Below are 25,362 nucleotides of genomic sequence, written 5' to 3' on the forward strand. Positions count from 1 at the left end.
ATACAAATCCTTACGAACGGTATCGCGGAATCGCGCCCACGATAACGTTTGCTTTAACGGCAAATGCCGCGAAAACTTGAATGGTGCGGAGGGTGACGCGCGCGATGTCCGATAGTTGGGCACGGTATCTGTCTGGGTGATTCGCGTTGTGCGAATTTTTCATGCGGGGATGAGGGATTCGAGCAGGGGATCTCGTCTGCCGGAGCGTTGTTGGAATGCGGCATGCCACACCTCACCGAGAGGCCAAGGTGAGGGTTTTCACATGGACTGGTGATTACCGTGGATTCCTAATCACTTTCCGATCCAGAACGACCCAGCCACCTGCCCCGAATTTTGGGGGCTTGCATGCAATGTGTTTAATCGACATCGCATCTTATATGACCGGCGGCGCGCGTCGCCGATTCAGCACATTTGAAGCGCCTGTTCGACATAAAGCCATAGGTTCGACGTGCCGTAATCAAGACATCAGGGCCGGTTGCATCCGGTAAATACGCCGGGCAGAACCATTCTTGGAGTCGATCATGAGCTATCTACGCGCCGCGGGTGGCATCACACGCAGCCTCTGCTTCTTTCTCTTTTCCATTGCCGTGTTTCTGCTGTGGGCATCGCTCGCTGCCGGCGCCGGATTTATCCTGCTTCAATTGCCCGATGTATGGGCGGACCACAGCAACGACGACAACGCACGCTATGCGGTGATGTCCGTCACTGCATATGCCCTGATTGTGGGTGCGTTGTTCCTGGTCTTCGTCGCAGGATCCATTGCGCGCTTAGCGGACGCGGCAAGCGCGGCGCGCAAGGCGCTTCGACACCTTCGCAAGATGCGAGCTGTCCGGCGCACGCGCCGCGCGCGCAATCATGAGCGAGACCACGACGCCGCGGTCACGTTGCAGCCGGCTCGCAATACGCTTTGATGCCGGATGTTTTCGTACCGGCGGCCGCCGCTCGCGAGCGTGCGGTTTTCATCCCGACATACGTCTCGCGTGGTCGCGCAGTTGCGCTCAGGCGGCACCTGTTCGAACCATGTCGATGAATGCCCGCAAACTCGTCGGCATATGACGCGTGCCGGGAAAGTAAAGGAACAGGCCTGGGATCACCGGACACCAGTCCTCCAGCACCGTCACGAGGCGCCCATCGTCCAACGCGTCACGCGCATAGGGTTCGGGTACGTAGGCGATGCCCAGGCCGTCTAGCGCCGCCTCGACCATCAACTGATTGTTGTCCAGCGTCAGGACGCCGGGGACGTCGATCGCCACTTCCTGTCTTCGCTTGAGAAACTCCCAGCGATAGCGCTTGCCACTCGGCAGACGTTGGCGGATGCATTGGTGCTTCGATAATCCATCGGGCACCTTCGGCGCAGGATGAACCGCCAGATAGGCCGGCGACGCGACCGCCAGAAAGCGGATGTCGGGGCCCAGACGAACCGCCACCATGTCCTTCGGCACGGCCTCGCCCAATCGCACCCCCGCATCGAAACCCTGTTCGACAATGTCCACCAGCCGCCCTTCCGCCACCAGGTCAAGTTCGACACCGGGATAGCGCTTGAGGAATTCAGGCACAACAGTCTGCAGCAGCAAGCGAATCGCGTTCTCGCCGCCATTGATGCGCAGCGTACCCGTAGTAAGACCTTGCTCGCCGGCCACTTCCTCCAGGGCGGCATCGAGATCGCTCATCAGGGGATCGAGACGGCCCAGCAGACGCTTGCCCGCCTCGGTCAACGACACGCTGCGCGTCGTTCGATGCAGTAGACGGGCGCCCACGCTGTCCTCCAGGCCGCGGATGGCATGGCTCAGTGTGGAGCGCGTGATCCCGAGCAGATCGGCAGCTTGCCGGAAGCTGCGGTGCTCGGCGACGGCCATGAACGCTCGCAGATCGGTCAGTGTCGGCTTGTTCATTGGTGGCTAATTTTCACCATCTCATGCGATTAATAGGTAATTGTGCCAACAATGATAACGCCATAGCATGGATATCGACAGCTCACTTATTCCCTTCGCTGGAGACACATCATGGCCAAAACCTGGTTCATTACGGGCACATCCACCGGCCTCGGCCGTATCCTCGCGGAACGTTTGCTGGAACGTGGCGACCGGGTGGTGGCAACCTTGCGGCAACCCGCAGCGCTGGACGAATTGCGGGCCCAACACGGCGATCGCCTGCATGTGCTCTCGCTCGATGTGACGGACGTAGAGGCCATTCGAATCGCCGTGGCGGATGCCTTCGAGCGTATGGGGCGCATCGATGTGGTGGTCAGCAACGCCGCCTATGGCCTCTTCGGTGCGGCCGAAGAACTGAGCGACGCGCAGCTTGAGCGGCAGATCGCCACGAACCTGACCGGTTCGATCCAGCTCATCCGTGCCGTGCTGCCCTACCTTCGCGAGCAAGGTGGCGGACGTATCGTGCAAGTGTCGTCGGAGGGCGGACAGATCGCCTATCCGAACTTCAGCCTCTACCACGCCACCAAGTGGGGGATCGAAGGTTTTGTCGAATCGGTGGCGCAGGAAGTCGCGCCCTTCGGCATCGATTTCGTGATCGTTGAGCCAGGCCCGACCCTCACCCACTTCCGCCAGGGTTTGGATCACGCGCAGCCCATGGCGTGCTATGACAATACGCCGGCCGGTGAGGTCCGCAGAGCCGTGTCGTCCGGCACATTCGTACTCAAGGGCGATGCCGTCAAAACGGTCGATGCCATGATCGACGCGGCCGATGCCGAGCGCCCGCCTTTGCGGCTGACCTTGGGCAGTACGGCCTACGCGTCGATCGGCAAGGCGCTGGCCGAGCGGCTGGGCTCGCTGGAGGCACAGAAAGATATCGCTTTTGCCGCTGATCGGGATAACTAACGGACATTTAACTAACCGCCGCTCGCAGTCCCCGCTGCGAGGCGAGCTTCACGCGTACTTTTAAAATCGCTTCTTCAAATCCATCATCAACAATCTCGAGGTGGCGTCGGGGTGCTTGTCCGGAAGCGTCATCAACTGGTCCGAGACAGACTTCAGCTTGTCGAGCCGCGCGTCATCGTCTAAAGCCCCAAGGGCCTTGAAAGACGGATCATTGCCGACTTTCTCCGAGACCCAGTTGTGAAGTTCCGGCGTGACGTTGCGGGGCGGTTGCCCGCTCGTCGCAGCCGTCGGACGCATTGCCAGGAGTTCCGGGGACATCGAAGGTTCGATGCGGGCGATCGGGACCAGGCCCACCTTTGCGATGGCGTCTGGATGGATTTTGTCTTCGCTACTGGTGCTTTCAACGTAGTCGCCGGATGGTGCGCCTCCCGTGTGGTTTTCACTGCCCCACGCCTTGCCCGCGGGTCGCTGCGTCTGCTTGAACTCGAGCTTCTTTGGAACGACCACGGCAAACATGACGTAGGTCTTATCCGGCATCACGTAGTCGTTGCAGGGCTTGCGCGACGTATATAAACCTTTCCCGTGGATATTCGCATTCGCGATGCCACCGGATTTGCCCTCATTCTTCTCAGCGGAGAAGCCCTCGTTGCGTATCGAGTCGACGTACTCCTCAGGTGTGACGTGATAGCCAAACATTCGAACGTCACCGTGTTTGCCCTGCAGTGCCTGATTGATGTGTGCCCCGATTGCCGCGGTTTCCTCACCGTTCGGAACATGCGACAACATGGGCAGGTCTGGAACGTCGATCACCTTGCCGCCAAACCCGCCCTTGCCGGCCCCCTCGCCTTGGGAGACTGCGGCTACGCTGCTTGCGCCCGGCAGCGGCGGCGTATGGGTCCACAAGCGGGGCCTATGGACCGCTGGCTTCTGCACAACGGGATGGTCGTTAAGCGATGCGCTGGATAACGCCGGCGCGTCAGCCTCCAGGCGGGTTTTCTTGAATGGCTGGTCATGCGCATCGTCATCGTGATGTGCGCTGCCCGGAACCGTCGACGCATCGCTCTGCGACCAGTTCCGCTTGCCCGCTCTTCCCGGCGCGTCATGATGCTCGGGCGACCGGCTCCGGCTGCGCTGCAGATCCACCAGACTGGATAAAGCGTGAGCGTTTCCCTCCGCGGACGGCCCGCTGTCGACGGTGGGCGCCTGATTGTGCGATTCAGTCTGTTGCTGGATCGACGCGTCGTGCGAGGGGGTCGCGGGGCCGGTCCGCAGCATCGTCGTCACCTTGTCGGCAAATGGGGATCGCCGCAGTATTGGCGATTCCCACGGCGCGAGGTTGCGGCATGCGAACCTGGCTGCAGAGAAGCGAATCGATTGGCATGCCGGAATGCGCGCGAATACCGGTTCTCAAGGGAAACCGCGTCTCCGCTCCAGCCAGAGTAACGACCGCGACACGCACGCTGCCCTCAGACTCCTCACGCAAGCGGCCCCTCCTCATCTTTCCGGCCAACTGCAACCGCAATCGCGCTGCCGACAATCAGCACAATCCCCGCGAGGGACAGCGGCTGAATGGTCTCGCCCCAAACGACATAGCCGAACAACGCCGCCCACACGATGCTCGTGTAGTTATACGGCGCCAGCTTCCCCGCATCCGCCTGGCGAAAAGCGACGGTCATCAGAATCTGTCCCGCGGTCGCGAACGCGCCGAGCAGCGCCATGATCAACAGCGCATCCATGGACGGTGTTCGCCAGTTGAATGCGAGGGTCAGGCCGGTCACCACCGTGCCCACCAGGGTGAAAAACAGCACCGTCGTCACCGAATCGTCGGTAGAGCGGATGCGCTTGATCTGCACGATGGAAAGCGCGCCGCAGAAGGCGCTCATCAGCAGCAACATCGGACCGAGCCAGCTCGACTGACTGCCGCCCGGCCGCACCACCAGCAACACACCGCAGAATCCGACCAGCGCCGCGACCACGCCGCTGCCCGTCAACCGCTCCTTCAGGATCAGCGGCGCAAGCAGGATGACGATCAGCGTCTCCGAATACGCGAGTGCGACCGCTTCACCCAAGGGCACGTAAGGCAAGCCGGCGAAGAACAAACCCGAGGCGCCGAGCAGCGTCAGCGACCGCACCGTCTGCCCTTTGAGATCGATGCTGGCCAGCCGCGCGGTCATGGAAAGCGGCCCCCGGCAGCCCATCGCGAAAGCCGGCACCAGACCGAAGAGCATGCGGAAGAACGTCACCTCATTGGCCGGATATTGCAGCGCGACCGTCTTCGCCAGGGCATCCACCACAGCAAAGCAAAACATGGAAGCGAGAATGCTACCGACGCTGTTCAGCGAAAGCGCGGTAGCCCGTGTTGCGCTGGATGGCGGCATGGCGATACGCGGGTGGCAACGGTATCGCCATCATCTCATACGGCCGCCTAGCGTAAGGCCTTGACGGCAGCCGCTGTCACATCGGCCGGCTGACCGCCCCAGTTGGCCCGCAGATAGCTCGCCAGTTGCGCGAGCTCTTCGTCGCTGAGTTGCCCGGCAAAACCCGGCATCTCCTGCATGCGTTCGAGGCCGGGGAAATCCTGCGCGCCGATGCCGTCGAGCATCGCCACGATCAGATTATGCGGATCGGTTTGCCGCACCGTCGAATTGCCGTGCATCGGCACGGCGACGTGCGGCTTGCCCTCGCCGTCGCGGCCATGACACCCCGCACACACCGCGAGGTAGACATTGCGGCCGGCGGCCAGTTGCGCAGCATCCGCCGAGACCGACTGCAGCGGCTGCGGCGCCGGCGGCTGATCGCCGAGCAGATAGGTGGACATCGCCCGCAGGTCGTCGCGACTCAGATACTGGCTGCTCAGATGCACGACCGGATACATCTCGCTGAAGGCCGAGCCTTGCGGCGCGACCCCGGTTGCGAAGAAGGTCTGCAGATCCGCCGCGGTCCAACCGCGGGCAGCCAACCCGTGCGGCGTGATATCCGGCGCGACGACACGCCCGAGCGCGCCGCCGCCAAGCGGCAACGCCTGATCGAGCTGGCCGAACTTGCCGCGCGGCGTGTGGCATTCGGCGCAGTGGCCGAGCGCATTGACCAGATAGCGGCCACGGTTCCAGTCGGCCGAGCCGCCCTTCGATGCATCGGGCAATGCGTCCTTCAGGAACAACATGTTCCAGAAGCGCACGGCAAAGCGCAGGTTGAACGGGAACGACAGGTCAGGCGCGTGGTTAGCCACCGCCGCCGGTTTCTGCGCCATCAGCCACGCATACATGGCGTCGCTATCGGCACGCGAGAGCTCGCGGTACGACGTGTACGGCATCGCCGGATACAACTGGCCGTCCGGCGACACGCCGTCATGCAGCGCCTTGTAGAAATCGTCGGCGCTCCACTTGCCGATGCCGTGGTCCTGGTCCGGCGTGATGTTCGTGCCGTAAAACGTGCCGAATGGCGACGCGAGCTTCACGCCGCCGGCGAACGGCGCCCCGTCCGCCGCAGTGTGACAGGCCGCGCAGTCAGCAGCCTTCACCAGGTAGCGGCCGCGAACCAGTTGATCCGCAGCGCCGCTTTGTCCGTCAGCCGGTGTGCTTGCCGGCGCGGCGCCCAGTGCTGTGGCGCTCGTCGCTGCCGTGGTGTTGTCGTGATGGTCGCCGCATGCAGCCAGCAGCGCGGCGCTCAACAGCAGCGCAACGCGGCACAGGCACAGGCGCGGGCGCAAGCTCAGGTGCGAGAGGTGCGAGGTCAGGAAACGCAGGCTCATGCGGCGTCCTTGACGAGTCCCGGCATCGTCATGACCACGTCCTTCACCGCCTCGTAGTAGCGCACATACCCCGTACAGCGGCAGATGTGATCGTTCAGCGCGTCGGTGATGGTTTCCTCTACCTGGTCCCGCGCCACCGGCTGACGCTTCAGACGTTCGATCAGCACCGTCGCCGCATTGACGAAACCGGGCGTACAGTAGCCGCACTGAAAACTGAAGTGTTCGAGAAACTTCTGCTGGATCGGCGACAGCGCGACTACCTCACCTTGTCCGTTGCGCTGCGCGTGACCTTCGATGGTGCGAATCGACTTGCCGTCGAAGAAATTCGCGCCCGTGATACAGGTGCGAACTTCCTCGCTCGTGCCATCCGGCTTGTCGAGAATCACCACGCAGGCGTGACAGACGCCCTGCCCGCAGCCGAGCCGCGAACCGGTCAGATCGAGGTATTCGTGCAGCAGGTCGATCATCATCAGACCGGTCGGCACCTGCACCGTCACGTCGCGGCCGTTCACCTTGAGCGTCAGCGGTTGCGCGCGGAATTGCGTCAGCGGCCGTTCCACGACCGGCGCACTCGCCGTTTGCGCGGCGGCATCCGAGGCCGGCGCGGCGCTGGCGGCGCGGCCGGGTGTTTGATTCAGGGCCGTCGTCATGCGAGCACCTCCAGAATGTTTTGCGGGGTAACCGGCAGGTCGCTAAAACGATGTCCAATGGCATGCGCGATACCGTTCACGAGCGCGCCGACAACCGGGATCATCACCACTTCCGCGATACCTTTGGGCGGATCGCTTTCCGTGAGCGGCGGCAGCACTTCGCCGGTCTGGGTCCAGACGGCCACATCTTTCGCACGTGGCAACTGGTAGCGATTGAAGTTCCATGTCCCGTTGCCGGGACCGTCTTCGTAGAGCGGCAGGTACTCGTGCAGGGCGTGGCCGATCCCCATGGCGAGACCGCCCTGCAACTGGCCCGAGACGAGCTGCGGCGCGATCTGGTTGCCGCACTCCATGATCGAGTGATGCGCGAGCAGTTCGACCTTGCCGCTCGCTTCATGCACGGCCAGCTCGACCAGCGTGCCGACCGCGCTGTAATATGTGACCGCCGCGTTGTTACGTTGCACTGGCGGAATGAACACGCGCTGACGATCGAGCACGCGGTATTGATTCGCAGTGGTCTGCTGCTTCTTTTTGTCGGCGGCGGCGTTATCGCCGTAGCGCAGCGAGAGCGCATCGACCGGCAGACGCTCGAGGCCGCCGTCGATCGCGAACTCCGCCTCGGTCCACTGCCAGCGGTTGAACACGTGCACCGCCGCGCCCGTCACGAGTCCGAGTTCGTGGGCCTTCTTCGCGAGTTGCGCAAACGGCAGCGCTTCGAGTCCCGCCGCCGACAGCTTGCCGTCGACCCAGCGTGCGTCCTCGATGCGCACCACCAGCGGCGCCGCCTGACCGCCGCCTGGCCCCTGGGTCCAGATCGCCATGGCCGCCGGCCACAGGCCGTGCGTGAAGACGACGCGAGCGGCCTCGCGCGTGCTGTGCGTGAAATAGAACGCGGAGTTGGTCGCGCTCGACGGCGACGAGTAATTCGGCGACCAACGCGGATTGGCCGACAGCCTGTCCTGCTCGGCCTGCGACATCATGTACGGATCGCCGCTCGTGACGACCGGCAGATCGGGCCAGTCGGTGACGGCCACGCGCACCTCGGTGGCCGGCATGCCGAGCCACTTCGCCACCGCAATCGCTTGCGAGGTGGACATGCCCGTGCCGATTTCAGCGGCGCTGTGATGCAGACTGATCTTGCCGTCCGCGCTGAACTCGACCTTTGCGAGCGACGCTTCGGCGCCCGTGCCGAAGTCCTTTTGCACGCATGCAAAGCCGACGCCATAGCGCTTGCCCGGATGCAGCAGTTCGTATTCGAGCTTCTTCTTCGCGCGATTCACCCACAGCGGATGCACCTGCGCTTTCTGCAGGACTTCGTCGACACGAATCGCGCCGGCCGGCACCGCGCCCTGGGTGTTTTTCATGCCCGAGCGCAACGCGTTCTTCAAACGGAACGCGATGGGATCGATGCCCAGTTGCGCGGCCATCTCGTCGACCATCATTTCCGTGGCGGCCATGCTCTGCAGCGTGCCATAGCCGCGCGCGGAACCCGCGTCGATGGCACGCGAAGCAATCGCAACGGCCGCCAGGTCGTTCTTCGGGAAGTAGTAGATGGACTGAGCCGCGGTCGCGCCGACCATCGCCACCGACGGCGAGAAATTGCAGCGCCCGCCACCGTTCGCTTCCATCTCGGCCTTGAACGATTGCAGCAGGCCGGTCTTCTTATCGACTGCAATGCGGTAATGCATCTTGAACGCGTGACGCTTGAGCGACGTCTGGAACTGCTCGTAGCGGTCGTTGGCAAGACGCACCGGACGACCGCCCGCATACATGGCGGTGACGAGGCCGTAGAACGGCACGTTGAAGTGGTCCTTCGAACCGTAGCCGACCGTGTAGCACGGGTGCAGGAACAGGTTCTTCACCGGGAACGCGCACTTCGCCACCATGCCCGCCGCGCTGTCCGCGACTTCCTGCGGCGCCTGGGTCGGCACAACCATATGCAGCGACTGCGTCGCCGCGTCATACCAGCAATTCGCGTTGTCGGGTTCGAGCGCGGCGGTGTCGATGGACTGCGTGTTGTACTCGCGCTCCATCACCAGCCAGTCCGCGGACGGATGTTCGAGCTCCTGCTGGATCTGTCCGGCGTAGAACATGCCCTGCTCGTCGAGCTTGCCGTGTTCCTTGCCGTCCGGCCAGACCGGCTGATGCTTGCGCATCATGCTCGGAAACACCGGCGCATTCTTCAGGCTCGAGAAGGTGTCGTCGTCATAAGGCGTCTTGCCGCCCACGCGCACGAAGCGGAACGTGCCCCACGGATCGCGCTCGAGCGGCCCCGTCTGCGCGCCGTAACGGATGATCTCGTCGTGGAACTTGAGCCGGTCTTTGGCAAAGCGGAAACGCGCGAAGTCGTGATAGATCAGGATCGCCACCGCCTGGCCGAGATACGCGGGCGTCTTGCCCGGCGGCAGCAACATGTCGTCGCCATAGAAGGCGGGGAAGATCAGGCGGTCGCGCGTCAGATCGTCCGCGGTGACGATGCGGTCGGGCTGCAGTTCGTCGCCCAGCAGCGCCAGGTCGAAGCCTTCGTAAAGGCGGTCGGCCTGAGTCGTGCGCAGGATGAAGGCATGCGCCTGCTGTTTGGGCCAATGCGGCATGTCGGCGGCACGGACGTCGCGCGCGAACACTTTCGCGCCGGTCACCTTGGCGATGCCGTCGATACGGAACCTGGCCTGCCCATTGGCCGCGTCCCATTGAACCGGCGTGAGAATTCTGTCTTCGAACAACGCAGCGAACGCACGGCTGCCGATCGGCGCGATATACACCGATACGCCCGCAAGCACGCTGGCCTTCAGAAAACTGCGACGCGAAAGGTCGAGTTTCCCCATGGACTTCTCCTTTAGTGAACGACGGCGGCAACGCCAGCGGGCAGCACGACGCGCGCGTGATCCCCACAGGCTGCGCAAGCCTGTGACGACACACCGCGTTGAGAATCAGGCGAATCCCGGACGCATTCGTCCGGGCATACCGGCGACGTGCGGCGGCGCAGAACATCGGCGCCGCCGCAGTCGATCTGATTGACCTTGAACTGCTCGTGAACGTGCTGGTGTTGCCAACTTCCCTGCCCTGCAATAACGAGGCAAAGCGCGGGATTATCGCCCTGTTGGACGGAGAATGAGTAACAAATTGTCCGCTATCTCTCAAATAACGGATTCGATATGAAAGGGCTAATTGATCTGGAATCCTGATATATTTGAGGCGCCGCCGCTACGGCTGTCTCACGCCCGCACGATCGCGATACCCAAGGCCTCGAGCGGCGCCGTGAGCGCCTCCGCGGTTTCCTTCTCGACCACGATGGCATGAGCCGCCGACGCTTCCGCGATCATGAACGCAGAAGCCGCGTTGAGCTTCTCCGCGGACGCCAGCACCACCGTTTCGGCCGCGCGGGCCGCCAGCGCCCGCTTGATGTAGGCCTCCTCGAGATCGCCGGTACTCAGGCCGGCCTCGGGATGCACGCCGGTCACGCCCATGAAATAGAGGTCCGCACGAATATGGCTCAGCGCCTCGATAGCGGCGCCGCCGACGTTGACCATCGAATGCCGGTACAGGCGCCCGCCAATCATGATGACCTCCACGCCCGCGTGATCGCCGAGTTCGACGGCAACGGTCGGGCTATGCGTGACGATCGTCGCGCGTAGATCCAGCGGCAGATGGCGCACCAGTTGCACGGCGGTCGTGCCGCCGTCGACGATCGCAATCTGGCCGGGCACGATCATCTGCGCCGCGGCCTTGCCGATGGCCGCCTTCGACGCCGACTCGATGCCTTGCCGCCCGGCCAGATCCACCGCAGCCGGCGACGCCGGCAATGCGCCGCCATGTACGCGCTGCAGGTAGCCATCGGCGGCGAGTTCGCGCAGATCGCGGCGAATGGTGTCTTCCGACACGGCAAATTCACTGCTCAGACTCTTGGCGATCACCTGGCCGTCGCGTTTGAGCGCGTCGAGGATCAACTGCTTTCTTTGCGATGTCAGCATGGGATAAGGCGAAGTTAAATGCGGATGGGTCGGTGCATCGGGTGCTGGACCGGCACCCGGCACGCAATGCATGAAATATCTTGTTTTTGCACGATATTGCACGATAACATGAAATCTCGCGGCTGAGGCCGCGCTTTCATGGAGCCACAATGAACGAAACTGCCGACCGGGTGCGTATTGTCGACGTCAAGGTGCTGTCCGACGACTGGTACGTGCTGAAGAAAACCACCTTCGACTACCGGCGCGCCGACGGCAGTTGGCAACGCCAGAGCCGCGAGACTTACGACCGCGGCAACGGTGCAACCTTGCTGCTTTACGAGCCGGTGCGCCGCACGGTGGTGCTCACGCGCCAGTTCCGGCTACCGGCGTTCGTCAACGGTCACGATGGAATGCTGATCGAGGCGCCGGCCGGTCTGCTGGAAGCCGCGTCGCCGGAGGAGCGCATCCGCGCCGAGGTCGAAGAGGAAACCGGCTACCGCGTGCATGCGGTGCGCAAGGTGTTCGAGGCGTTTATGAGCCCGGGTTCGGTCACGGAGAAGCTGTTCTTCTTTGTCGCCGAATACGCCGCGGCCGCGAAGGTGAGCGACGGCGGCGGTGTCGCCAGCGAAGGTGAGGATATCGAAGTGCTGGAGCTGCCGATCGATGAAGCGCTGGCGATGGTGCGGGGTGGCGAGATCGTGGATGGGAAGACGATCATGTTGCTGCAGTATGCGGCATTGAATCTGCTGGGGTGAGCGGGTTGAGTGGGGCGAGCAGTTGCACGACAGCCTGCGCATCGGCCGACAGCCGCAAAAAAAACGACACTGCATTCAGGCGGCATAAAACCCCGTGAAGCCCGCCCAGTAAGCCTCAGCGCCTTTTCATCTATGCATGCGGAATACCTCAGGAGGCGCCGCTGACACAACCCTGTGACAAACGTGTACAAACGCATACGTTTGTACTATGCTGGTTTTCAGCGAATCCGAAACAGGTGCTGTGTCATGCAAACCGTATCCGTGCGCATTCCCGAAGACGACCTCGCGTGGCTGTCGAGCCTGCAATTGCAGGGCGCGTCCAGCCCGAGCGACAAGATCCGTGCGCTGATCGCCGACGCCCAACGTCGCGCGAACGGCGAGAACGACTACGTCAGTTGTGCCGCCCTGATGCGCGAGCAGGTGCGGCCGCTACAGGAGGCCACTCAGGCCTACGAGCACGCCACGCACTCGCATTCGGAAATCGTTGCGCTCCTCACCACCCAACTGCCGGAACTGATGGCAAGCCTCGTCACCGCGCTGCCCGAGGGCAAGCGCGTCGCCGAGATGGCGCGTGAGATCGAGGCACGTCTCACCGCCAAAGCCATGCGCATGCTGCTGGGTCTGGTGCGCCTCGCCGTCACCCAGCGGCCGCCCACTTACGACCCCACGGTCCTGAACCGCTACGTGGCGGAGTTGCAGGAACTCGTGCAGGTCGTGCAGATTGCGCGTCCGCCCGGCTGACAGGCTCACCGCAACGCGAAGCACCGCATCGCACCCTCGATATCCCGCTTTATCCAGGAGAAACAACATGACGACAGAACGTCTGGGTAACCGTGTCAAACGACTGCTGACGGCCAACGTGCATGCCCTGGTCAGCTCGCTCGAAAGCCGTACGCCGCAGGCCGTACTGGAGCAGTACCTGCGCGAATTCGACGAAGTGATCGCCCAGGCGCGCATCGAGCTGGGCCGTCACGAAGCGGCACGGCACCAGGCCACCAAGGCGATCACGCGCGTCAACAACGAAATCGAGCGCCTGAACGAACTCATCGCCACGGCGCTGGCGCAAGGCGACGAAGCGGCGACGCACGCGGGCGCCAGCCGGCAGATCGATCTGGAAGACCAGCTCGGCACGCTCAATCAGGCGCTGCAGGAAGCCATCGAACACGCCGGCGCGGCCGAATCCGATCTGCTCGGTCTGCGCGCCAAACGCGCCGAGATGGAGCAGGCGCTGGGCGAGATGATCGCCTCACGGGCGGTCGCGCAGCGCGCAAGCAGCGTGGACGGCGTGTCGGGTGCGGCAGCGGGCATTCGCGCCGACCAGCTCGAGCAGGGTTTCAACCGCACCATGACGGGCGCCACCGGCGTCGCCGGCCTGCATACCGGGCCGGCCAGCGCCGATCCGTCATTGCTGCGGCGGCTCGAAACGCTGCACAAGGAACAGCGCATCAGCGAACGCGTCGCGCGTCTGAAAGCCGTGAACGGCAGACCGGTCGGCGAGGACGCCTGATCCACGCATTCATTCGGGGAACACAACAACAATGACTCCGCTTCTCTTACCGGGTAATGCCCCGTTCGTGGCCGCGATCGGACTGATGATCGCTATCGGCGCGCTCGAAGGCATCACCCTGCTGTTCGGACTCAGCGTCACTGAACACGCCGGCAGCATGCTGGTCAGCCACTTCGGCATCGACCATTCCGGCGCGGCGGCCGATACCGGCGTCGTCGGTCAGTTGCTCGGCTGGCTGCATCTCGGACGGGTGCCGCTGCTGATTCTGCTGATCCTGTTCCTGCTCGGCTTCGCGATTGTCGGGCTGGTGCTGCAATCGCTGCTGCATGCGCTCGCCGGCTTCATGCTGCCGCCTCCAGTCGCCGCGCTCATCGCCGCATTCGGCGCGTTGCCGTTCGTGCGCCAGACCGGCGGCCTCGTGGGCCACTATCTGCCGCAGAACGAAACCTCCGCCCTCTCCGAGGCCGACTTTGTCGGGCGCACGGCCCAGATCGTCACAGGCGAAGCATCGCCCGGCAATCCTGCCGAAGCGCGCCTCGTCGACGAATACGGCCAGCCGCATTACCTGCGCATCGAACCCGACGATCCGGAAGCGCGTTTTGCGCGGGGATCGACCGTATTGATCGTCTCGCGGGTGTCCGGGTCGCTGTATCGCGCGATCGCCAACCCTCGGCCAGATCTGTTGTAGCCGCTTTACCCGCAGGTTCGCCGCCGCCAGCCATGCGCGGTGTACCTGCCGATTTGTCACGCAGTCCTCTTTAATGGGAGTTGAAGAACAACATGGATGCCATATTCTTCTGGGGTGCCACCGGTCTTGCGGTTGTCATTGGCCTGTCGGTCATCGGTCTGATCTTTGCGCGGCTGTATGTGCGCGCGTCGGCGGAACGCGCTTTCGTCCGAACCGGCCTCGGTGGGCAAAAGGTCATCATGAGCGGCGGCGCGGTCGTGCTGCCGGTGTTTCATGAAGTCGTACCCATCAACATGAATACGTTGAAGCTCGAAGTGAGCCGCTCCACGCGCGACAGCCTGATCACCAAGGACCGCATGCGCGTCGACGTGGTGGTGGCGTTCTTCGTGCGCGTCAAACCGACCTCCGAAGGCGTCTCGACGGCGGCCCAGACGCTCGGCCAACGCACCAATGCGCCGGAAAATCTGCGCGCGCTGGTCGACGACAAGTTCGTCGACGCGCTGCGCTCCACCGCCGCACAGATGACGATGCAAGACCTGCAGGACGCCCGCGAAAAATTCGTGCAGGGCGTGCAGAACACCGTCGCGGAAGACCTGACGAAGAACGGCCTGGAACTGGAAAGCGTATCGCTGACCAACTTCAACCAGACTTCGAAGGAATTCTTCGACCCGAACAATGCGTTCGACGCCGAAGGCCTGACCAAACTCACCCAGGAAACCGAACGGCGCCGCAAGGAACGCAACGAAGTCGAGCAGGATACCGAAGTATCGGTGCGCGAAAAGAACCGCGATGCGCTCGCGAAGAAACTCGAGATCGAGCAGCAGGAATCGTTCATGAAGCTCGAGCAGGAACAGCAGGTGAAGACCCGCACGGCCGAGCAGAGCGCGCGCATCGCGGCGTATGAAGCCGAGCGTCATCAGGAAGCCGAACAAAGCCGGATTGCCGCGGAACGGCAGGTGCAGGAATCGGAGATCCAGCGCGAACAGGCCGTGCGCACGCGCAAGGTCGAAGCCGAGCGCGAAGTGCGCGTGAAAGAGATCGAGCAGACCAAGGTGACCCAGATGGCGGCCATCGAGCAAGCCAAGGTCACGGAAATCGCCGCGCAGGACAAGGCCATTGTGATTGCGTCGAAATCGGAAGCGCAGTCGCAGGCACAGGCTCGCGCCAACGAGGCGCTCGCAGAGGCCGTGAAGGCCGAACAGTTGGTGGAAACCACCCGCCGCACCGCCGAAGCCGACCGCGCCAAGCAGGTCGCGCTGATCGAGGCGGCCCAGCAGGCCGAAACCAGCGCCGTGCATGTCACCACCCAGGCGCGCGCCGAACGCGAGGCCGCGCAGATGCAGGCCACCGCCATCGTCGAGCTGGCGGAAGCGGCCCGCAAGAAAGGCCTCGCCGAGGCCGAGGCGCAGCGCGCCCTCAACGACGCGATCAATGCGCTGTCGTCGGACCAGACCAGCCTCAAGTTCAAGCTCGCCCTGCTGCAAGCGCTGCCGGCCGTGATCCAGCAGACCGTCGAGCCGATGAAGTCGATCGACGGCATCAAGATCATCCAGGTCGACGGCCTCAATCGCAATGGCGGCAGCAATGGTGCAGATGGCGGCTCGGGCCTGTCGGCCGGACATAATGGCACCAACCTGGCCGAGCAGGCCATGTCCGCTGCCCTCGCCTATCGCGCGCATGCGCCGTTGATCGATTCGTTGCTGAACGAAGTCGGTCTCTCCGGCGGGTCGTTGCAAGGACTGGTTCCCGGTCTCGCGGCGACCGGTACCGGCACAGCCGCACCTGCGAGCGCGGGTGCAACGCCGGCCGTCGCGCAACATGCCGACCACACGCCCGCGTTGCCCGGCACGACGGTGAACGGCGCCGCCGAACCCAATTACGGCCACACCGCGCGTTAAATCCACGCCGTGTGCCGGTCTGAATTGACCGAAAGGCGCAAACGGCCTCGCGGACCCACAGGGCCCCGAGGCCGTTTCTCTCTTCAGCTACCAGATAGCGTGCGGACCTGAACGCGCCGGCCGCTCAGAACTTGTGACGAATCGCCGCGCGCACCGCGAACTGGTTCGCGCTCGACGACACACCCGCCGAGCCGGGAATATAGGCGTCGTCCAGCACGGTATCGGTCTTGTCGCCGGCCACTTTCTGATAGGCCGCCTGGAAATAGAAGTCCGTGCGCTTCGACAGGTTGTAGTCGGCCATCAGCCCGAACGTGTGATATTTCGGATTCTCGTTGCCCGAGGTCGCATCCATGGTCGCGGCCGTATAGATGTACTGCAGGCCGACAAAGAAGGCCGGCGTGAACTGGTACTTGCCGTTGATTTCGAAGTTCTGGAACTTGAGCGCGGTCAGCGTGCCGCCGTTGGGCGGCGTGATCGCCCCCACATAGACCGAGGTGTCGGTCGCGGACGGCTCGCCGACATTCGTGTTCGTATAGGCAAAGCCCAGCGTCGCGGCGCCGAACGTGTAGTTGATGCCGCCGCCGAAAATGCGCAAGCGCTCCGAGATGAAATTCGCGTCGTCGGTCGCAATGGCGCCGTCCGCGCTTAGTCCTGGATTGTTCGCTTCGAGGTAGGCCCCGGTCAGCAGCAAGCCACCGTTCGTGTACTGGCCACCCAGGCTGTACTGGCGATTGTTGGCGAAGTTGGTGTCGTTGCTGAAGCTGTAGGTGCCGCCGAACTGCAGGCCCGAGAAATCCGGACTCGTGTACTTGACCGTGTTGTTCACGCGGAACGAGTTGTCGGTATTGTCGTTGTCGTAAGGGTGCGAGAGCAGATAACCGCCCCAGTTCCCGTTTGCCGTGGCCTGGGCGAGATAGTCGACCACCGAGTCGTACTGCCGCCCCAGCGTGATCGTGCCGTAATTGGCCGCCGTCAGGCCGACGAACGCCTGGCGGCCGAACATGCGGCCACCCTGGCCAAGCGCACCGCTGTTCACGTCGAAACCGTTTTCAAGGTCGAAGATGGCCTTCAGGCCGCTGCCCAGATCTTCCGAACCCTTGAGACCCCAGCGGCTGCCTTGCGCGTAGCCGCTCTCCAGCTGGTAGGCGGATTTGTCGCCCGCGTTGTTCGTGTAGTTGATGCCCTCGTCGATCACCCCGTACAGCGTAATGCTGCTCTGTGCGTGCACAGGCAGAGCGGCGGCTGCGGTCACAGCCAGCGCAATCATGTTCTTTTTCATGAAGATCTCCCGAATCTCTAATCATTAGCCAACCGCTAGCCAACTTTGAGAAAGCTCTTCTTATTTTTCAGCAGCACCTACATTGGGGCTTTAACGTTCACGAGTGTTAAACGATGCTTGCACACCGATAGTAGGCCGTCCATTGGGACAAGTTGACCCCCGGCAAATCGTTGCTAAATGCCCACGCGCGCGAAATCGGCATTGCGCATTTTTGCAGTTAGGGATTGGGGTCGGTTTGTCCCGCCCGACGGCCTATTACGATCGGCCGAGCCCGCTTGCGCACACTCAATCGTAAGTTCATGAAATAATTCCGAAAGAAATGGGCTTCGCCCAGCAGAACTCCCCTCGGTTATACGCAATGCAAAAGTCATCCTCCCGTCTGCCCGAACTCGACTTCTTTCGCGGACTGGTCCTCCTGTTCATCGTAGTCGATCACATCGGCGGCAGCATCCTGTCGCGCGTCACGCTGCACGCCTATGCGCTGTGCGACGCCGCGGAGGTATTCGTGTTCCTCGGCGGCTTCGCCACGGCCACCGCCTACGCCACGCTCGCCGCGCGGCGCACCGAGGCAGCCGCGCGGCAGCGCTTCCTGCGGCGCTCGTTCGAGATCTATCGCGCCTTTCTCGTCACGGCCGGTCTGATGCTGCTGGTCAGTGCGGTCCTGATCGCCTTCAGCGTCGATGCACCGAATCTGACCATCACCGACCTCGACGACTTCATGGACGCGCCCCTCTCCGCCCTGCGCGACATCCTGCTATTCCGGCGCCAGCCGTATCTGGCGTCGGTGCTGCCCATGTATGCGTTCTTCGCGCTGAGCGTGCCGCTCGTCCTGCCGCTGGCGCGCCGCCGGCCATGGTGGTTGCTGGCCGGCAGCCTCGCGCTGTGGGCGCTCGCGCCGTCGCTCAACGGCTATCTGCCCGCCGTCGAAGACATGCAATGGGACTTCAACCCGCTCGCCTGGCAACTGCTGTTCGTGCTTGGCGTGCTGGCGCGTTGCCAGCCGGTTTATCAGAGGCTCAGCGCGCATCGGAGCGGATGGCTCGTCAGCGTGCTGGCGTTCGGCATCGTGGTGGCCGCGGCCTACTACAAACTGGTTATCGAACCCGCCCCGCTCGACGCCAGTTTCAAGCAGAACCTTTCGTGGCTGCGCGCAGGCAATTTTCTGGCGATCGCCTGGCTCGTCGCCAATCTCATCCGGCTCGGCTGGGGGAAGAAGCTCGCGCGATGGCTGCCGTGGGTCGGCATGATCGGGCGCAAGGGGCTGCTGTGCTTCGTGGCGGGGGCCGTGATCTCGCTGGTGGTGGATTCGTTGCTGTACACCGCCACCGACGGGTATCTCGACATCCCGCTCGGGCTCGTCGCGGACGCTGTGGCGGTCGGCGCGCTGTTCATGGTCGCGCGAGCGTCCGAACCGCTTGCACGCATGCTGACGTGGCGCGCGAGGACCACGGGCGGCGTTTCCAGTTGAGCGCCGTGAAGCCGCGTAGGGTGGGCGTTCCGGCCAGATCACGCGTCATCCCGCCTCGCCACGCTGAACGGCGAGACTGCTAGCATCAAAGCCGCACCGTCGCGCAGCGGCCCTTCTTTCACCGCCATGTTCAGACTGACACGTTCCGCGCTGCTCCCGCTCGCCCTCACCGCCGTGGCCGCGGTGGCGTCAACCGCTGCCGGCAGCACGGCCGCGCTCGCCAGCATGGTCGTCAGCCGCAGTTTCCATGCGGCTGCGCTCGAACGCGAGTGGTCCTACACCGTCTACCTGCCAAGCGGTTACCGGCTCAACGGTCCACGCTACCCCGTGCTGTACCTTCTGCACGGCAACAACGGCAACGCCAATGACTGGATCTCGCAGGGCCATCTGCAAAGCACGGCGGACGCGCTGATCGAACACAGGGAGATTCCGCCCGTCGTCATTGTGATGCCGCAAGGCGGCACGGACTGGTACGTGGATCGCAAGGAGAAAATGGAAACGGCGTTCTTCAGCGACCTGCTGCCGGAGGTTGAAACGCAATACGCGGTGGCGAATCAGCGCAACGGCCGGATGATCGGTGGCGTTTCGATGGGCGGCTTCGGCGCGCTGCGTTACGCGATGACGCAGCCGGAGCAGTTCTGCGGCGCCATGCTGCTGAGCCCGGCGATCTATCCGAACGAACCGCCGCCGGCCTCCGCCGCGCGCCGCGTCGGCGTGTTCGGCGAGCGTCAGTTCGATCCGCACGTGTGGCACGCGCTCAACTATCCGGCGCAATGGGACCGCTATATGAGCGGCCCGTACCGGCTGCCGATGTTCATCGGCGCCGGCGACGACGACCTGACGATCCAGGCCGACGCCTCCGTGCTCTATACCAACCTGCGGCTGCCGGGCAATCCGGCGGCGCTGCGCATCATCGACGGCGCGCATACGTGGGCCGTGTGGAGCGCGTTGCTACCCGCCGCCTTGAAATACACGCTCGCCTGCGCGAAGCCGGCGGCGCAGCAACCGCCGGAGCATTAGCCGGGCAACACGGGCGCCGCGCGAGACGGCGAGGGAGACGGCGCTGGAACGGGATACGGAGACTGAGCCGCAGCCGCAGCCGCAGCCGCAGCCGCAGCGTTGGACCTCGAGCCGAAGCTACCGCAAACCAGCGCTCCAGCCACCACTAACTATTGCACCCAGTCCTTCCACAACACCATCAGCACCGTCATCAGTGCAGGGCCGATAAACAGACCGAGCAACCCGAAGGTTTCAGCGCCGCCCAGAATCCCGAACAGCACCAGCAGGAACGGCAAGCGAGTCGAGTTGCCGATGATCACGGGCCGCACAAAGTGTTCCGCAATGAACACGACCACGAAACCGAACACAGCGAGGCCGATAGCCCACGCCACCATCCCCTGCACGAAGAGCCACAACGCCGCGGCGCAGAACACGATGGGCGCGCAGAACGGCAGCATGGCGGCGACCGCGGTCACGAAGCCGAGCAGCGCGGCGTGCGGCACGCCGGCGAGACCATAGGCCACCCCAAGCAGCGCGCCTTCGCCGATCCCCACCACCACGAGACCTGCTACGGTGCCGCGCACGGCGGCGGCCATCCGTTCGAGAAGCTGCGCGCCGTTGCTGCCGAAAGCGCGCTGCGCCCCTTTGAGCAACGCACCCGAAAGACGCGGCCCCGCCTGAAAGATCACGAACAGCGTGACCAGCATAAAACCGAACACCACCAGAATCCGGACAGCGCGCGCGCCGAAGTGCCGGCCGAAGGTGACGACCGCTTCGCCGTGCAGTCCCTTCATGGCGGGCGACTCGCGCAGCGGCTGAGCAAGATTCGCCTGCCACCACGCCGCCACCTGCTGCGAGCCGAACGGCAGACGCTGCACGATGTCCGGCATGGCGATGCCGTTTTCCTGCACGCTCTTGAACCACACCAGCAGATCGTGCGCTTCGTGGCTCGCCTGACCAATCCCGATCGCCACCGGCAGCACGACCAGCAGAGCGATCGCCACCGTCAGGATGATGGCGATCAGCGTGGTGCGTCCCGTGAACCAGCTGTGATCTTCGATCTTGCGGAGCACCGGCCACAACGCAATCGCAATCACGCAGGCCCAGCCGACGGCCGGCAGGAAAGCGCGGATGATCCACAAAGCCAGCAGCACCAGGCCGATATACAGCACGGCGGAGGCCACCTGCTGCATTTTCCGGCGGCTCGGCGTGTCGGGTTCGGGCGAAGGCGTAGCTGCGGGCGGGCGTGTGACCATATGACCTCTGTGAAATATGTGCACGAGCCGACCGGAAAATCTCAAACCAGCTACACTAGCCCCGGCTCGGCTCGTCAATGTTCACATCTTAAAGGACGCAGAGCCCGCGCCGTCCATCCGGCCATTCGCAGCCTCATTGCACGTCATCGCATGTCGCGCTGCAAACAACACTGCGTTGCAAAAATCCGCTCTATAAGAAAAACGCGCAGTAACCCGCCCGCAAACCCGCGTCTTTTCGTATCTTCGCTGAAGTCAAGTGGCATTGTTGCTGTTTAGAGAACAGTGTTTCAACTGGCGCACAATGGCTCTCAGGCTCGCGCAGGAATACATTCGGCACACCACATATACGGAGCCGACCATGAAGACCATAGAGTCCTTCCCCCTTGACGGTGTCAATGGCGTACGTATCGAGATTCTGGAGCGCTCCGACACGACGCTGGTGATCCGCTGGGTCGAGCCTGGGCGCTGTCACTACGGCGAGCAACGCTGGCGCCGCCGTTCCGCGCATACGTCGGGTACGTGCGCGGTGTCGCGTCGCAAGATCCGGCGCGGCGACGCGGTGTTCAAACCGGCCGAGCGCCCTGCGCCGTCGAACGCCTCCGCGATGATTTCCGTCGAGACGCTGTGCAGTCTAGTTGGGGAATTGAAAGCAGCGGCTTAAGCCGCTGCCGGAAGTCAGTCTGGCCGGCGCAGCGTGTCGAGCAGGAAGCGGCAGACAGTGGCGTGCAACTGTTGCACGCCGGGGCTGGTCGAGAGCGCGCGCCAACAGCCGTGCACCAATCCTTCGCCCAACCATGCCTGGGCCTCGCCACCGGCAGCCTGGATCCGCTCGACGAACACGCGCGCGTCGTCGCGCAGCGGATCGTGTTCGACACCTATCGCCAGCGTCGCGGGCAAGCCGTCGAAACGGTCTGCATGAAGCGGTAGCGTCCATGCTGGCACGGCTGCGTTTTCGTGGCCTTCATCCCATCTATTACCCCAGTAAAGACGCCGAAAAGCGTACACGTCAGCGAGCGTGAGCAGCGGGGCATGCGCTTCGGTTTCACGGGCCGGCAGTTGCGGTTCGGCACCGAGCATCGGGTAAATCAGCGCTACACCATGCACACCCTCCAAGCCGGCCATCCCATCCGTGCCGCGATCGCGTAACGCCATCGCCACACTCGCCGCCAGATTGCCCCCTGCGCTGTCCCCTGCGAGCAGTAACGGCGCAGGTAACGAGGCGAACGGCAAGCGGCCCGCGAGCGCCGCAAGAGTGACCTCAAGACAGTCGTCATGCGCAGCGGGCACGCCATGTTCGGGCGCGAGTCTGTAATCCACCGCGATCACGCAGAGGCCTGTATCGGCCGCAAGACGCGCCGTCACGATCTCGTGACTATCCAGCGAGCCGACCACAAAACCGCCGCCATGAAAGTACAGCACCGTGCCTGCCCGCTGGGGATTGGCCGCAGCCGGCCGGTACAAGCGCAAGCCGATTGAGTGGCCCAATGAAGCAGTGAAACTCGCGTTCTCCACGTGTAGACCCGCAGGCAACGGCGGCGTAAAGGCAGCGGCATAGCGGTCGTAGATCGCGCGCTGTTGAGCGGCGGATAGCGTTGCCGTATTGGCGGGATAGATCGTCTCGGTCCGTTCGACGAACGCCGCAATTTCACGCTCCAGCATGGTGTCGTTCCTTCGCAGTCCGCTGTTTCGTACGCGCCGGTTAGCTGCGCGCTTTCGCCGGCAAACCGATCACGTGCCCTGCATAGCGTGCGGGCGGCAGCGCTGCATGCGCCGTAGCGAGTGCCTGCACGCGGGCGGCGACATCGTCGTCGAACGCCACCGAACGCGGACCGCCGGTGTCGACATGCAGCAGCATCTGTTCGCTTGCCGCCACCGGCTCTGCGCCGTCGTCGGCAAACATCTCGAGGTACAGATGCAGGCGCTTCGCGTCATGCGCCAGCAATCGCATCTCAACGCGCACCTGAGCGCCCTCCTTGATCTCATGCAGGTAGTTGATATGCGCCTCCAGCGTGTAGATGGAACGGCCGCGCGCGCGGCGCACCGCATCGGGCAGACCGATCTCATCGATCAGCGCGTCCGTCGCGAAGCTGAAAATCAGCATGTAGAACGCGTCGCGCACATGGCCGTTATAGTCGACCCACTCCGCGCGTACAGTATCGCGATACGCCGGCAGCGGCAGGTTATGCGACATCTTCAGTCCTCTCTCCTTCGTTCGTGGCAACGTGCGCTCGCAGCGCCTGCACCGGGCTCGGCGCGCCCCGCAACCGGCCCATTGTGCGGCAGATCAACCTCTACGGGTGTATTGCGCGGCCTGTCACTCGTCCGGATGCAGACCGTGACGCGCCTTGGTCTCAGCAATCGCCGCGAGCACGCTGGTAATGCAGTCGTCACGATAACGTTCCAGTGCCTTGATCGAACGCGGCCCTACCTGTTCCGCCGTGCCGTCGACGACACGGTCGATCAGTTCGTCCGTGAGCCTGGGCGCCACCAGCCTGGTCCACGGCAACTCCAGTGCCGGACCGAACTGCTGCATGAAATGGCGCATGCCGGCATCGCCGCCGGCCAGCGTGTAGGTCAGAAACGTGCCCATGAACGACCAGCGGATGCCTGCACCGAAGCGGATCGCATCGTCGATCTCGCCGGTCGTCGCCACGCCTTCGTTGACCAGATGCAGTGCCTCGCGCCACAGCGCTTCCAGCAGACGATCGGCAATGAAGCCCGGCACTTCCTTGCGCACCCGCAGCGGCCGCATGCCGAGCGAACGATAGATGCGGACGGCCGCTTCTATCGCGTCAGGCGCGGTGCGTTCGCCGCCCAGCACTTCGACGAGCGGCAGCAGATACACGGGATTGAACGGATGCCCCACCACGCAGCGCTCGGGATGAACGGCGCGCGCATAGAAGTCGCTGGGCAGAAGACCGGATGTGGACGAGCCGATAATCGCCTCCGGTTTCGCCGCGCGGCTGATCTGTTCGTGCAATGCGAGCTTGAGCTCCTCACGTTCAGGCGCGCTTTCCTGAATGAAATCCGCGTGCGCGACACATTCCTCAATGGTACTAACAAACTTCAAGCGGTCCTGCGACGCACCCGCTGCCAAACCCACCCGCTCCAGCGCGGGCCACGCATTTGCGACGTTGTCGCGCAACTGCTTCTCGGCGCCGGGCGCCGGATCCCACGCCACCACGTCGAGTCCATGAGCCAACGCGCGCGCCACCCAGCCACTGCCGATTACGCCTGCCCCGATTGCTGCAAATGTCCTGATATCGACGATCACTGCCATTGCTGACGATCCTTTGCGAAGAGGTGTCGGTTGTGCATCTTCATGCGAATTGTTCGACTGCGCGGCGTTCCAGTTGCCGCTCGCCGCGCGCCGGCAAGCCCAGTTTCCTGCGCCCTTCGGCCGGAGTCAGCGCCCGGCCGCCGAGCCGCTCGATGATTTCGACCGCGCGCTGCACCAGCGTGCCATTGGTTGCGTGCACACCCTTGTCCAGCCAGATGTTGTCTTCCAGGCCGACGCGCACGTGGCCGCCCAGCAGCATCGCCTGGGCCACCATCGGCATCTGCATGCGGCCGATGCCGAAGCCGGCCCAATGCGCGCCGGGCGGCAGGCTGTCGGCCATGGCCTTCATCGTCGTGGTGTCGGCTGGCGCGCCCCACGGAATGCCGAGGCAGATCTGGAACAGCGGCGGCGCATCAAGGAGTCCTTCCTTTAGCAACTGCTTGGCAAACCACAGATGTCCGGTATCGAAGATCTCCAGTTCCGGCTTCACACCCAGTTCCTGGATGCGCCTGGCGCCGGCCCGCAGTTGCGCGGGGGTGGAAACGTAGATGTAGTCGCCATCGCCGAAATTGAGCGTGCCGCAATCGAGCGTGCAGATTTCCGGCAGCAACGCTTCGACATGCGCGAGACGCGTGAGACCGCCCACCAGATCGGTGCCCGCGCCGAAGCGCATCGGGTCCTCACCGGGGCCGATCTCGAGATCGCCCCCCATGCCGGCCGTGAGATTGATGATCACGTCCGTGCCCGACGAGCGGATGCGGTCCACCACTTCCCGGTACAGATTCGGATCGCGGCTGCCACGCCCCGTCTGCGGATCGCGCACGTGGCAATGCGCAACGGTGGCGCCCGCCTTCGCGGCTTCGATCGCGGCTTCGGCAATCTGCTTCGGCGTCACCGGAATGGCCGGGTGTTTGCCGACGGTATCGCCTGCGCCGGTGACCGCGCAGGTCACGATGACTTCATGGTTCATGCGTGCCAAGTCCTGTTGGTTTCGTTGGTTCGTTCGTTTGCAAGTTCAGCTTGTTGCGGGTACGCCGCGTTTCACGC

The 25,362-nt window shown here is 63.6% G+C and carries 23 protein-coding genes; 10 read left to right on the forward strand and 13 right to left on the reverse strand.

What is annotated here, in order from left to right:
* Window positions 1–521: 521 nt before the first annotated feature.
* The gene (locus BUS12_RS10485; RefSeq protein ID WP_074295629.1) at window positions 522–911 is read left to right on the forward strand and encodes a hypothetical protein; all 390 of its coding nucleotides are present in this window, start codon (window positions 522–524) and stop codon (window positions 909–911) included.
* A gap of 87 nt (window positions 912–998) precedes the next feature.
* Here the strand turns inward: BUS12_RS10485 and BUS12_RS10490 are convergent, their stop codons facing one another.
* Window positions 999–1,892 carry a LysR family transcriptional regulator gene (locus BUS12_RS10490; protein ID WP_074295630.1) on the reverse strand — a complete coding sequence of 298 codons (894 nt, stop codon included), beginning with the start codon at window positions 1,890–1,892 and terminating at the stop codon, window positions 999–1,001.
* Window positions 1,893–2,003: 111 nt separating this feature from the next.
* Here BUS12_RS10490 and BUS12_RS10495 point away from each other — a divergent pair, with 111 nt between their 5' ends.
* A complete protein-coding gene (locus BUS12_RS10495) occupies window positions 2,004–2,834 on the forward strand; it encodes an SDR family oxidoreductase (RefSeq protein WP_074295631.1) in 831 nt (276 codons plus the stop codon).
* A 60-nt stretch (window positions 2,835–2,894) separates the two neighbouring features.
* On the opposite strand, the gene BUS12_RS10500 is transcribed toward BUS12_RS10495, so the two are convergent.
* The 6 genes from BUS12_RS10500 to BUS12_RS10530 form a co-directional block, all read right to left on the reverse strand.
* On the reverse strand, window positions 2,895–4,109 hold the full coding sequence (locus BUS12_RS10500; RefSeq protein ID WP_074295632.1) for a hypothetical protein: 1,215 nt from the start codon (window positions 4,107–4,109) through the stop codon (window positions 2,895–2,897).
* A gap of 200 nt (window positions 4,110–4,309) precedes the next feature.
* On the reverse strand, window positions 4,310–5,212 hold the full coding sequence (locus BUS12_RS10505; protein ID WP_074295633.1) for a DMT family transporter: 903 nt from the start codon (window positions 5,210–5,212) through the stop codon (window positions 4,310–4,312).
* 47 nt (window positions 5,213–5,259) lie between these two features.
* Complete coding sequence (locus tag BUS12_RS10510; RefSeq protein ID WP_083640335.1) at window positions 5,260–6,585, reverse strand: c-type cytochrome; 1,326 nt, start codon at window positions 6,583–6,585, stop codon at window positions 5,260–5,262.
* Window positions 6,582–7,235 carry a (2Fe-2S)-binding protein gene (locus tag BUS12_RS10515; RefSeq protein ID WP_074295634.1) on the reverse strand — a complete coding sequence of 218 codons (654 nt, stop codon included), beginning with the start codon at window positions 7,233–7,235 and terminating at the stop codon, window positions 6,582–6,584. The genes BUS12_RS10510 and BUS12_RS10515 overlap by 4 nt, the downstream gene beginning before the upstream one ends.
* Entirely contained in the window at window positions 7,232–10,060 is a 2,829-nt protein-coding gene (locus BUS12_RS10520; RefSeq protein WP_074295635.1) for a xanthine dehydrogenase family protein molybdopterin-binding subunit, read from the reverse strand. Before BUS12_RS10520 ends, BUS12_RS10515 begins: the two co-directional genes overlap by 4 nt.
* Before the next feature lie 390 nt (window positions 10,061–10,450).
* Entirely contained in the window at window positions 10,451–11,206 is a 756-nt protein-coding gene (locus BUS12_RS10530; protein WP_074295637.1) for a DeoR/GlpR family DNA-binding transcription regulator, read from the reverse strand.
* A 149-nt stretch (window positions 11,207–11,355) separates the two neighbouring features.
* Between BUS12_RS10530 and BUS12_RS10535 the strand changes: the two genes are divergently transcribed.
* From BUS12_RS10535 to BUS12_RS10555, 5 genes are all read left to right on the forward strand, one after another.
* Window positions 11,356–11,940, forward strand: a complete 585-nt coding sequence (locus BUS12_RS10535) for an NUDIX domain-containing protein (RefSeq protein ID WP_074295638.1) — start codon at window positions 11,356–11,358, stop codon at window positions 11,938–11,940.
* Window positions 11,941–12,186: 246 nt separating this feature from the next.
* The gene (locus tag BUS12_RS10540) at window positions 12,187–12,681 is read left to right on the forward strand and encodes a hypothetical protein (protein WP_074295639.1); all 495 of its coding nucleotides are present in this window, start codon (window positions 12,187–12,189) and stop codon (window positions 12,679–12,681) included.
* A 67-nt stretch (window positions 12,682–12,748) separates the two neighbouring features.
* Window positions 12,749–13,447, forward strand: coding sequence for a PspA/IM30 family protein (locus tag BUS12_RS10545; protein ID WP_074295640.1), 699 nt, complete (start codon window positions 12,749–12,751; stop codon window positions 13,445–13,447).
* Window positions 13,448–13,478: 31 nt separating this feature from the next.
* On the forward strand, window positions 13,479–14,135 hold the full coding sequence (locus tag BUS12_RS10550) for a YqiJ family protein (protein ID WP_074295641.1): 657 nt from the start codon (window positions 13,479–13,481) through the stop codon (window positions 14,133–14,135).
* A gap of 92 nt (window positions 14,136–14,227) precedes the next feature.
* Window positions 14,228–16,033, forward strand: coding sequence for a flotillin family protein (locus BUS12_RS10555; protein ID WP_074295642.1), 1,806 nt, complete (start codon window positions 14,228–14,230; stop codon window positions 16,031–16,033).
* Between the two features lie 124 nt (window positions 16,034–16,157).
* On the opposite strand, the gene BUS12_RS10560 is transcribed toward BUS12_RS10555, so the two are convergent.
* A complete protein-coding gene (locus BUS12_RS10560) occupies window positions 16,158–17,312 on the reverse strand; it encodes a porin (protein WP_074295643.1) in 1,155 nt (384 codons plus the stop codon).
* 358 nt (window positions 17,313–17,670) lie between these two features.
* Here BUS12_RS10560 and BUS12_RS10565 point away from each other — a divergent pair, with 358 nt between their 5' ends.
* Together BUS12_RS10565 and BUS12_RS10570 are read left to right on the forward strand one after the other, a co-directional pair.
* Complete coding sequence (locus tag BUS12_RS10565) at window positions 17,671–18,780, forward strand: OpgC domain-containing protein (RefSeq protein ID WP_074295644.1); 1,110 nt, start codon at window positions 17,671–17,673, stop codon at window positions 18,778–18,780.
* Between the two features lie 126 nt (window positions 18,781–18,906).
* Complete coding sequence (locus tag BUS12_RS10570) at window positions 18,907–19,800, forward strand: alpha/beta hydrolase (protein WP_083640336.1); 894 nt, start codon at window positions 18,907–18,909, stop codon at window positions 19,798–19,800.
* Between the two features lie 149 nt (window positions 19,801–19,949).
* On the opposite strand, the gene BUS12_RS10575 is transcribed toward BUS12_RS10570, so the two are convergent.
* Complete coding sequence (locus BUS12_RS10575) at window positions 19,950–21,035, reverse strand: AI-2E family transporter (RefSeq protein WP_074295645.1); 1,086 nt, start codon at window positions 21,033–21,035, stop codon at window positions 19,950–19,952.
* 358 nt (window positions 21,036–21,393) lie between these two features.
* On the opposite strand from BUS12_RS10575, the gene BUS12_RS10580 reads away from it, so the two are divergent.
* A complete protein-coding gene (locus tag BUS12_RS10580; protein ID WP_074295646.1) occupies window positions 21,394–21,696 on the forward strand; it encodes a DUF3331 domain-containing protein in 303 nt (100 codons plus the stop codon).
* Between the two features lie 14 nt (window positions 21,697–21,710).
* Here BUS12_RS10580 and BUS12_RS10585 read toward each other — a convergent pair whose 3' ends face one another.
* The 4 genes from BUS12_RS10585 to BUS12_RS10600 form a co-directional block, all read right to left on the reverse strand.
* Window positions 21,711–22,694 (reverse strand): alpha/beta hydrolase, encoded by a 984-nt coding sequence (locus tag BUS12_RS10585; protein WP_074295647.1) that lies wholly within the window; start codon window positions 22,692–22,694, stop codon window positions 21,711–21,713.
* Between the two features lie 40 nt (window positions 22,695–22,734).
* Window positions 22,735–23,226 carry a thioesterase family protein gene (locus BUS12_RS10590; RefSeq protein ID WP_074295648.1) on the reverse strand — a complete coding sequence of 164 codons (492 nt, stop codon included), beginning with the start codon at window positions 23,224–23,226 and terminating at the stop codon, window positions 22,735–22,737.
* Window positions 23,227–23,349: 123 nt separating this feature from the next.
* Complete coding sequence (locus tag BUS12_RS10595) at window positions 23,350–24,315, reverse strand: L-carnitine dehydrogenase (protein ID WP_074295649.1); 966 nt, start codon at window positions 24,313–24,315, stop codon at window positions 23,350–23,352.
* Between the two features lie 40 nt (window positions 24,316–24,355).
* Complete coding sequence (locus tag BUS12_RS10600; protein ID WP_074295650.1) at window positions 24,356–25,285, reverse strand: 3-dehydrocarnitine:acetyl-CoA trimethylamine transferase CdhC; 930 nt, start codon at window positions 25,283–25,285, stop codon at window positions 24,356–24,358.
* Between the last annotated feature and the right edge of the window lie 77 nt (window positions 25,286–25,362).

The sequence above is a fragment of the Paraburkholderia phenazinium genome, assembly GCF_900142845.1.
In the GTDB taxonomy this organism is placed as follows: Bacteria; Pseudomonadota; Gammaproteobacteria; order Burkholderiales; family Burkholderiaceae; genus Paraburkholderia; species Paraburkholderia phenazinium_A.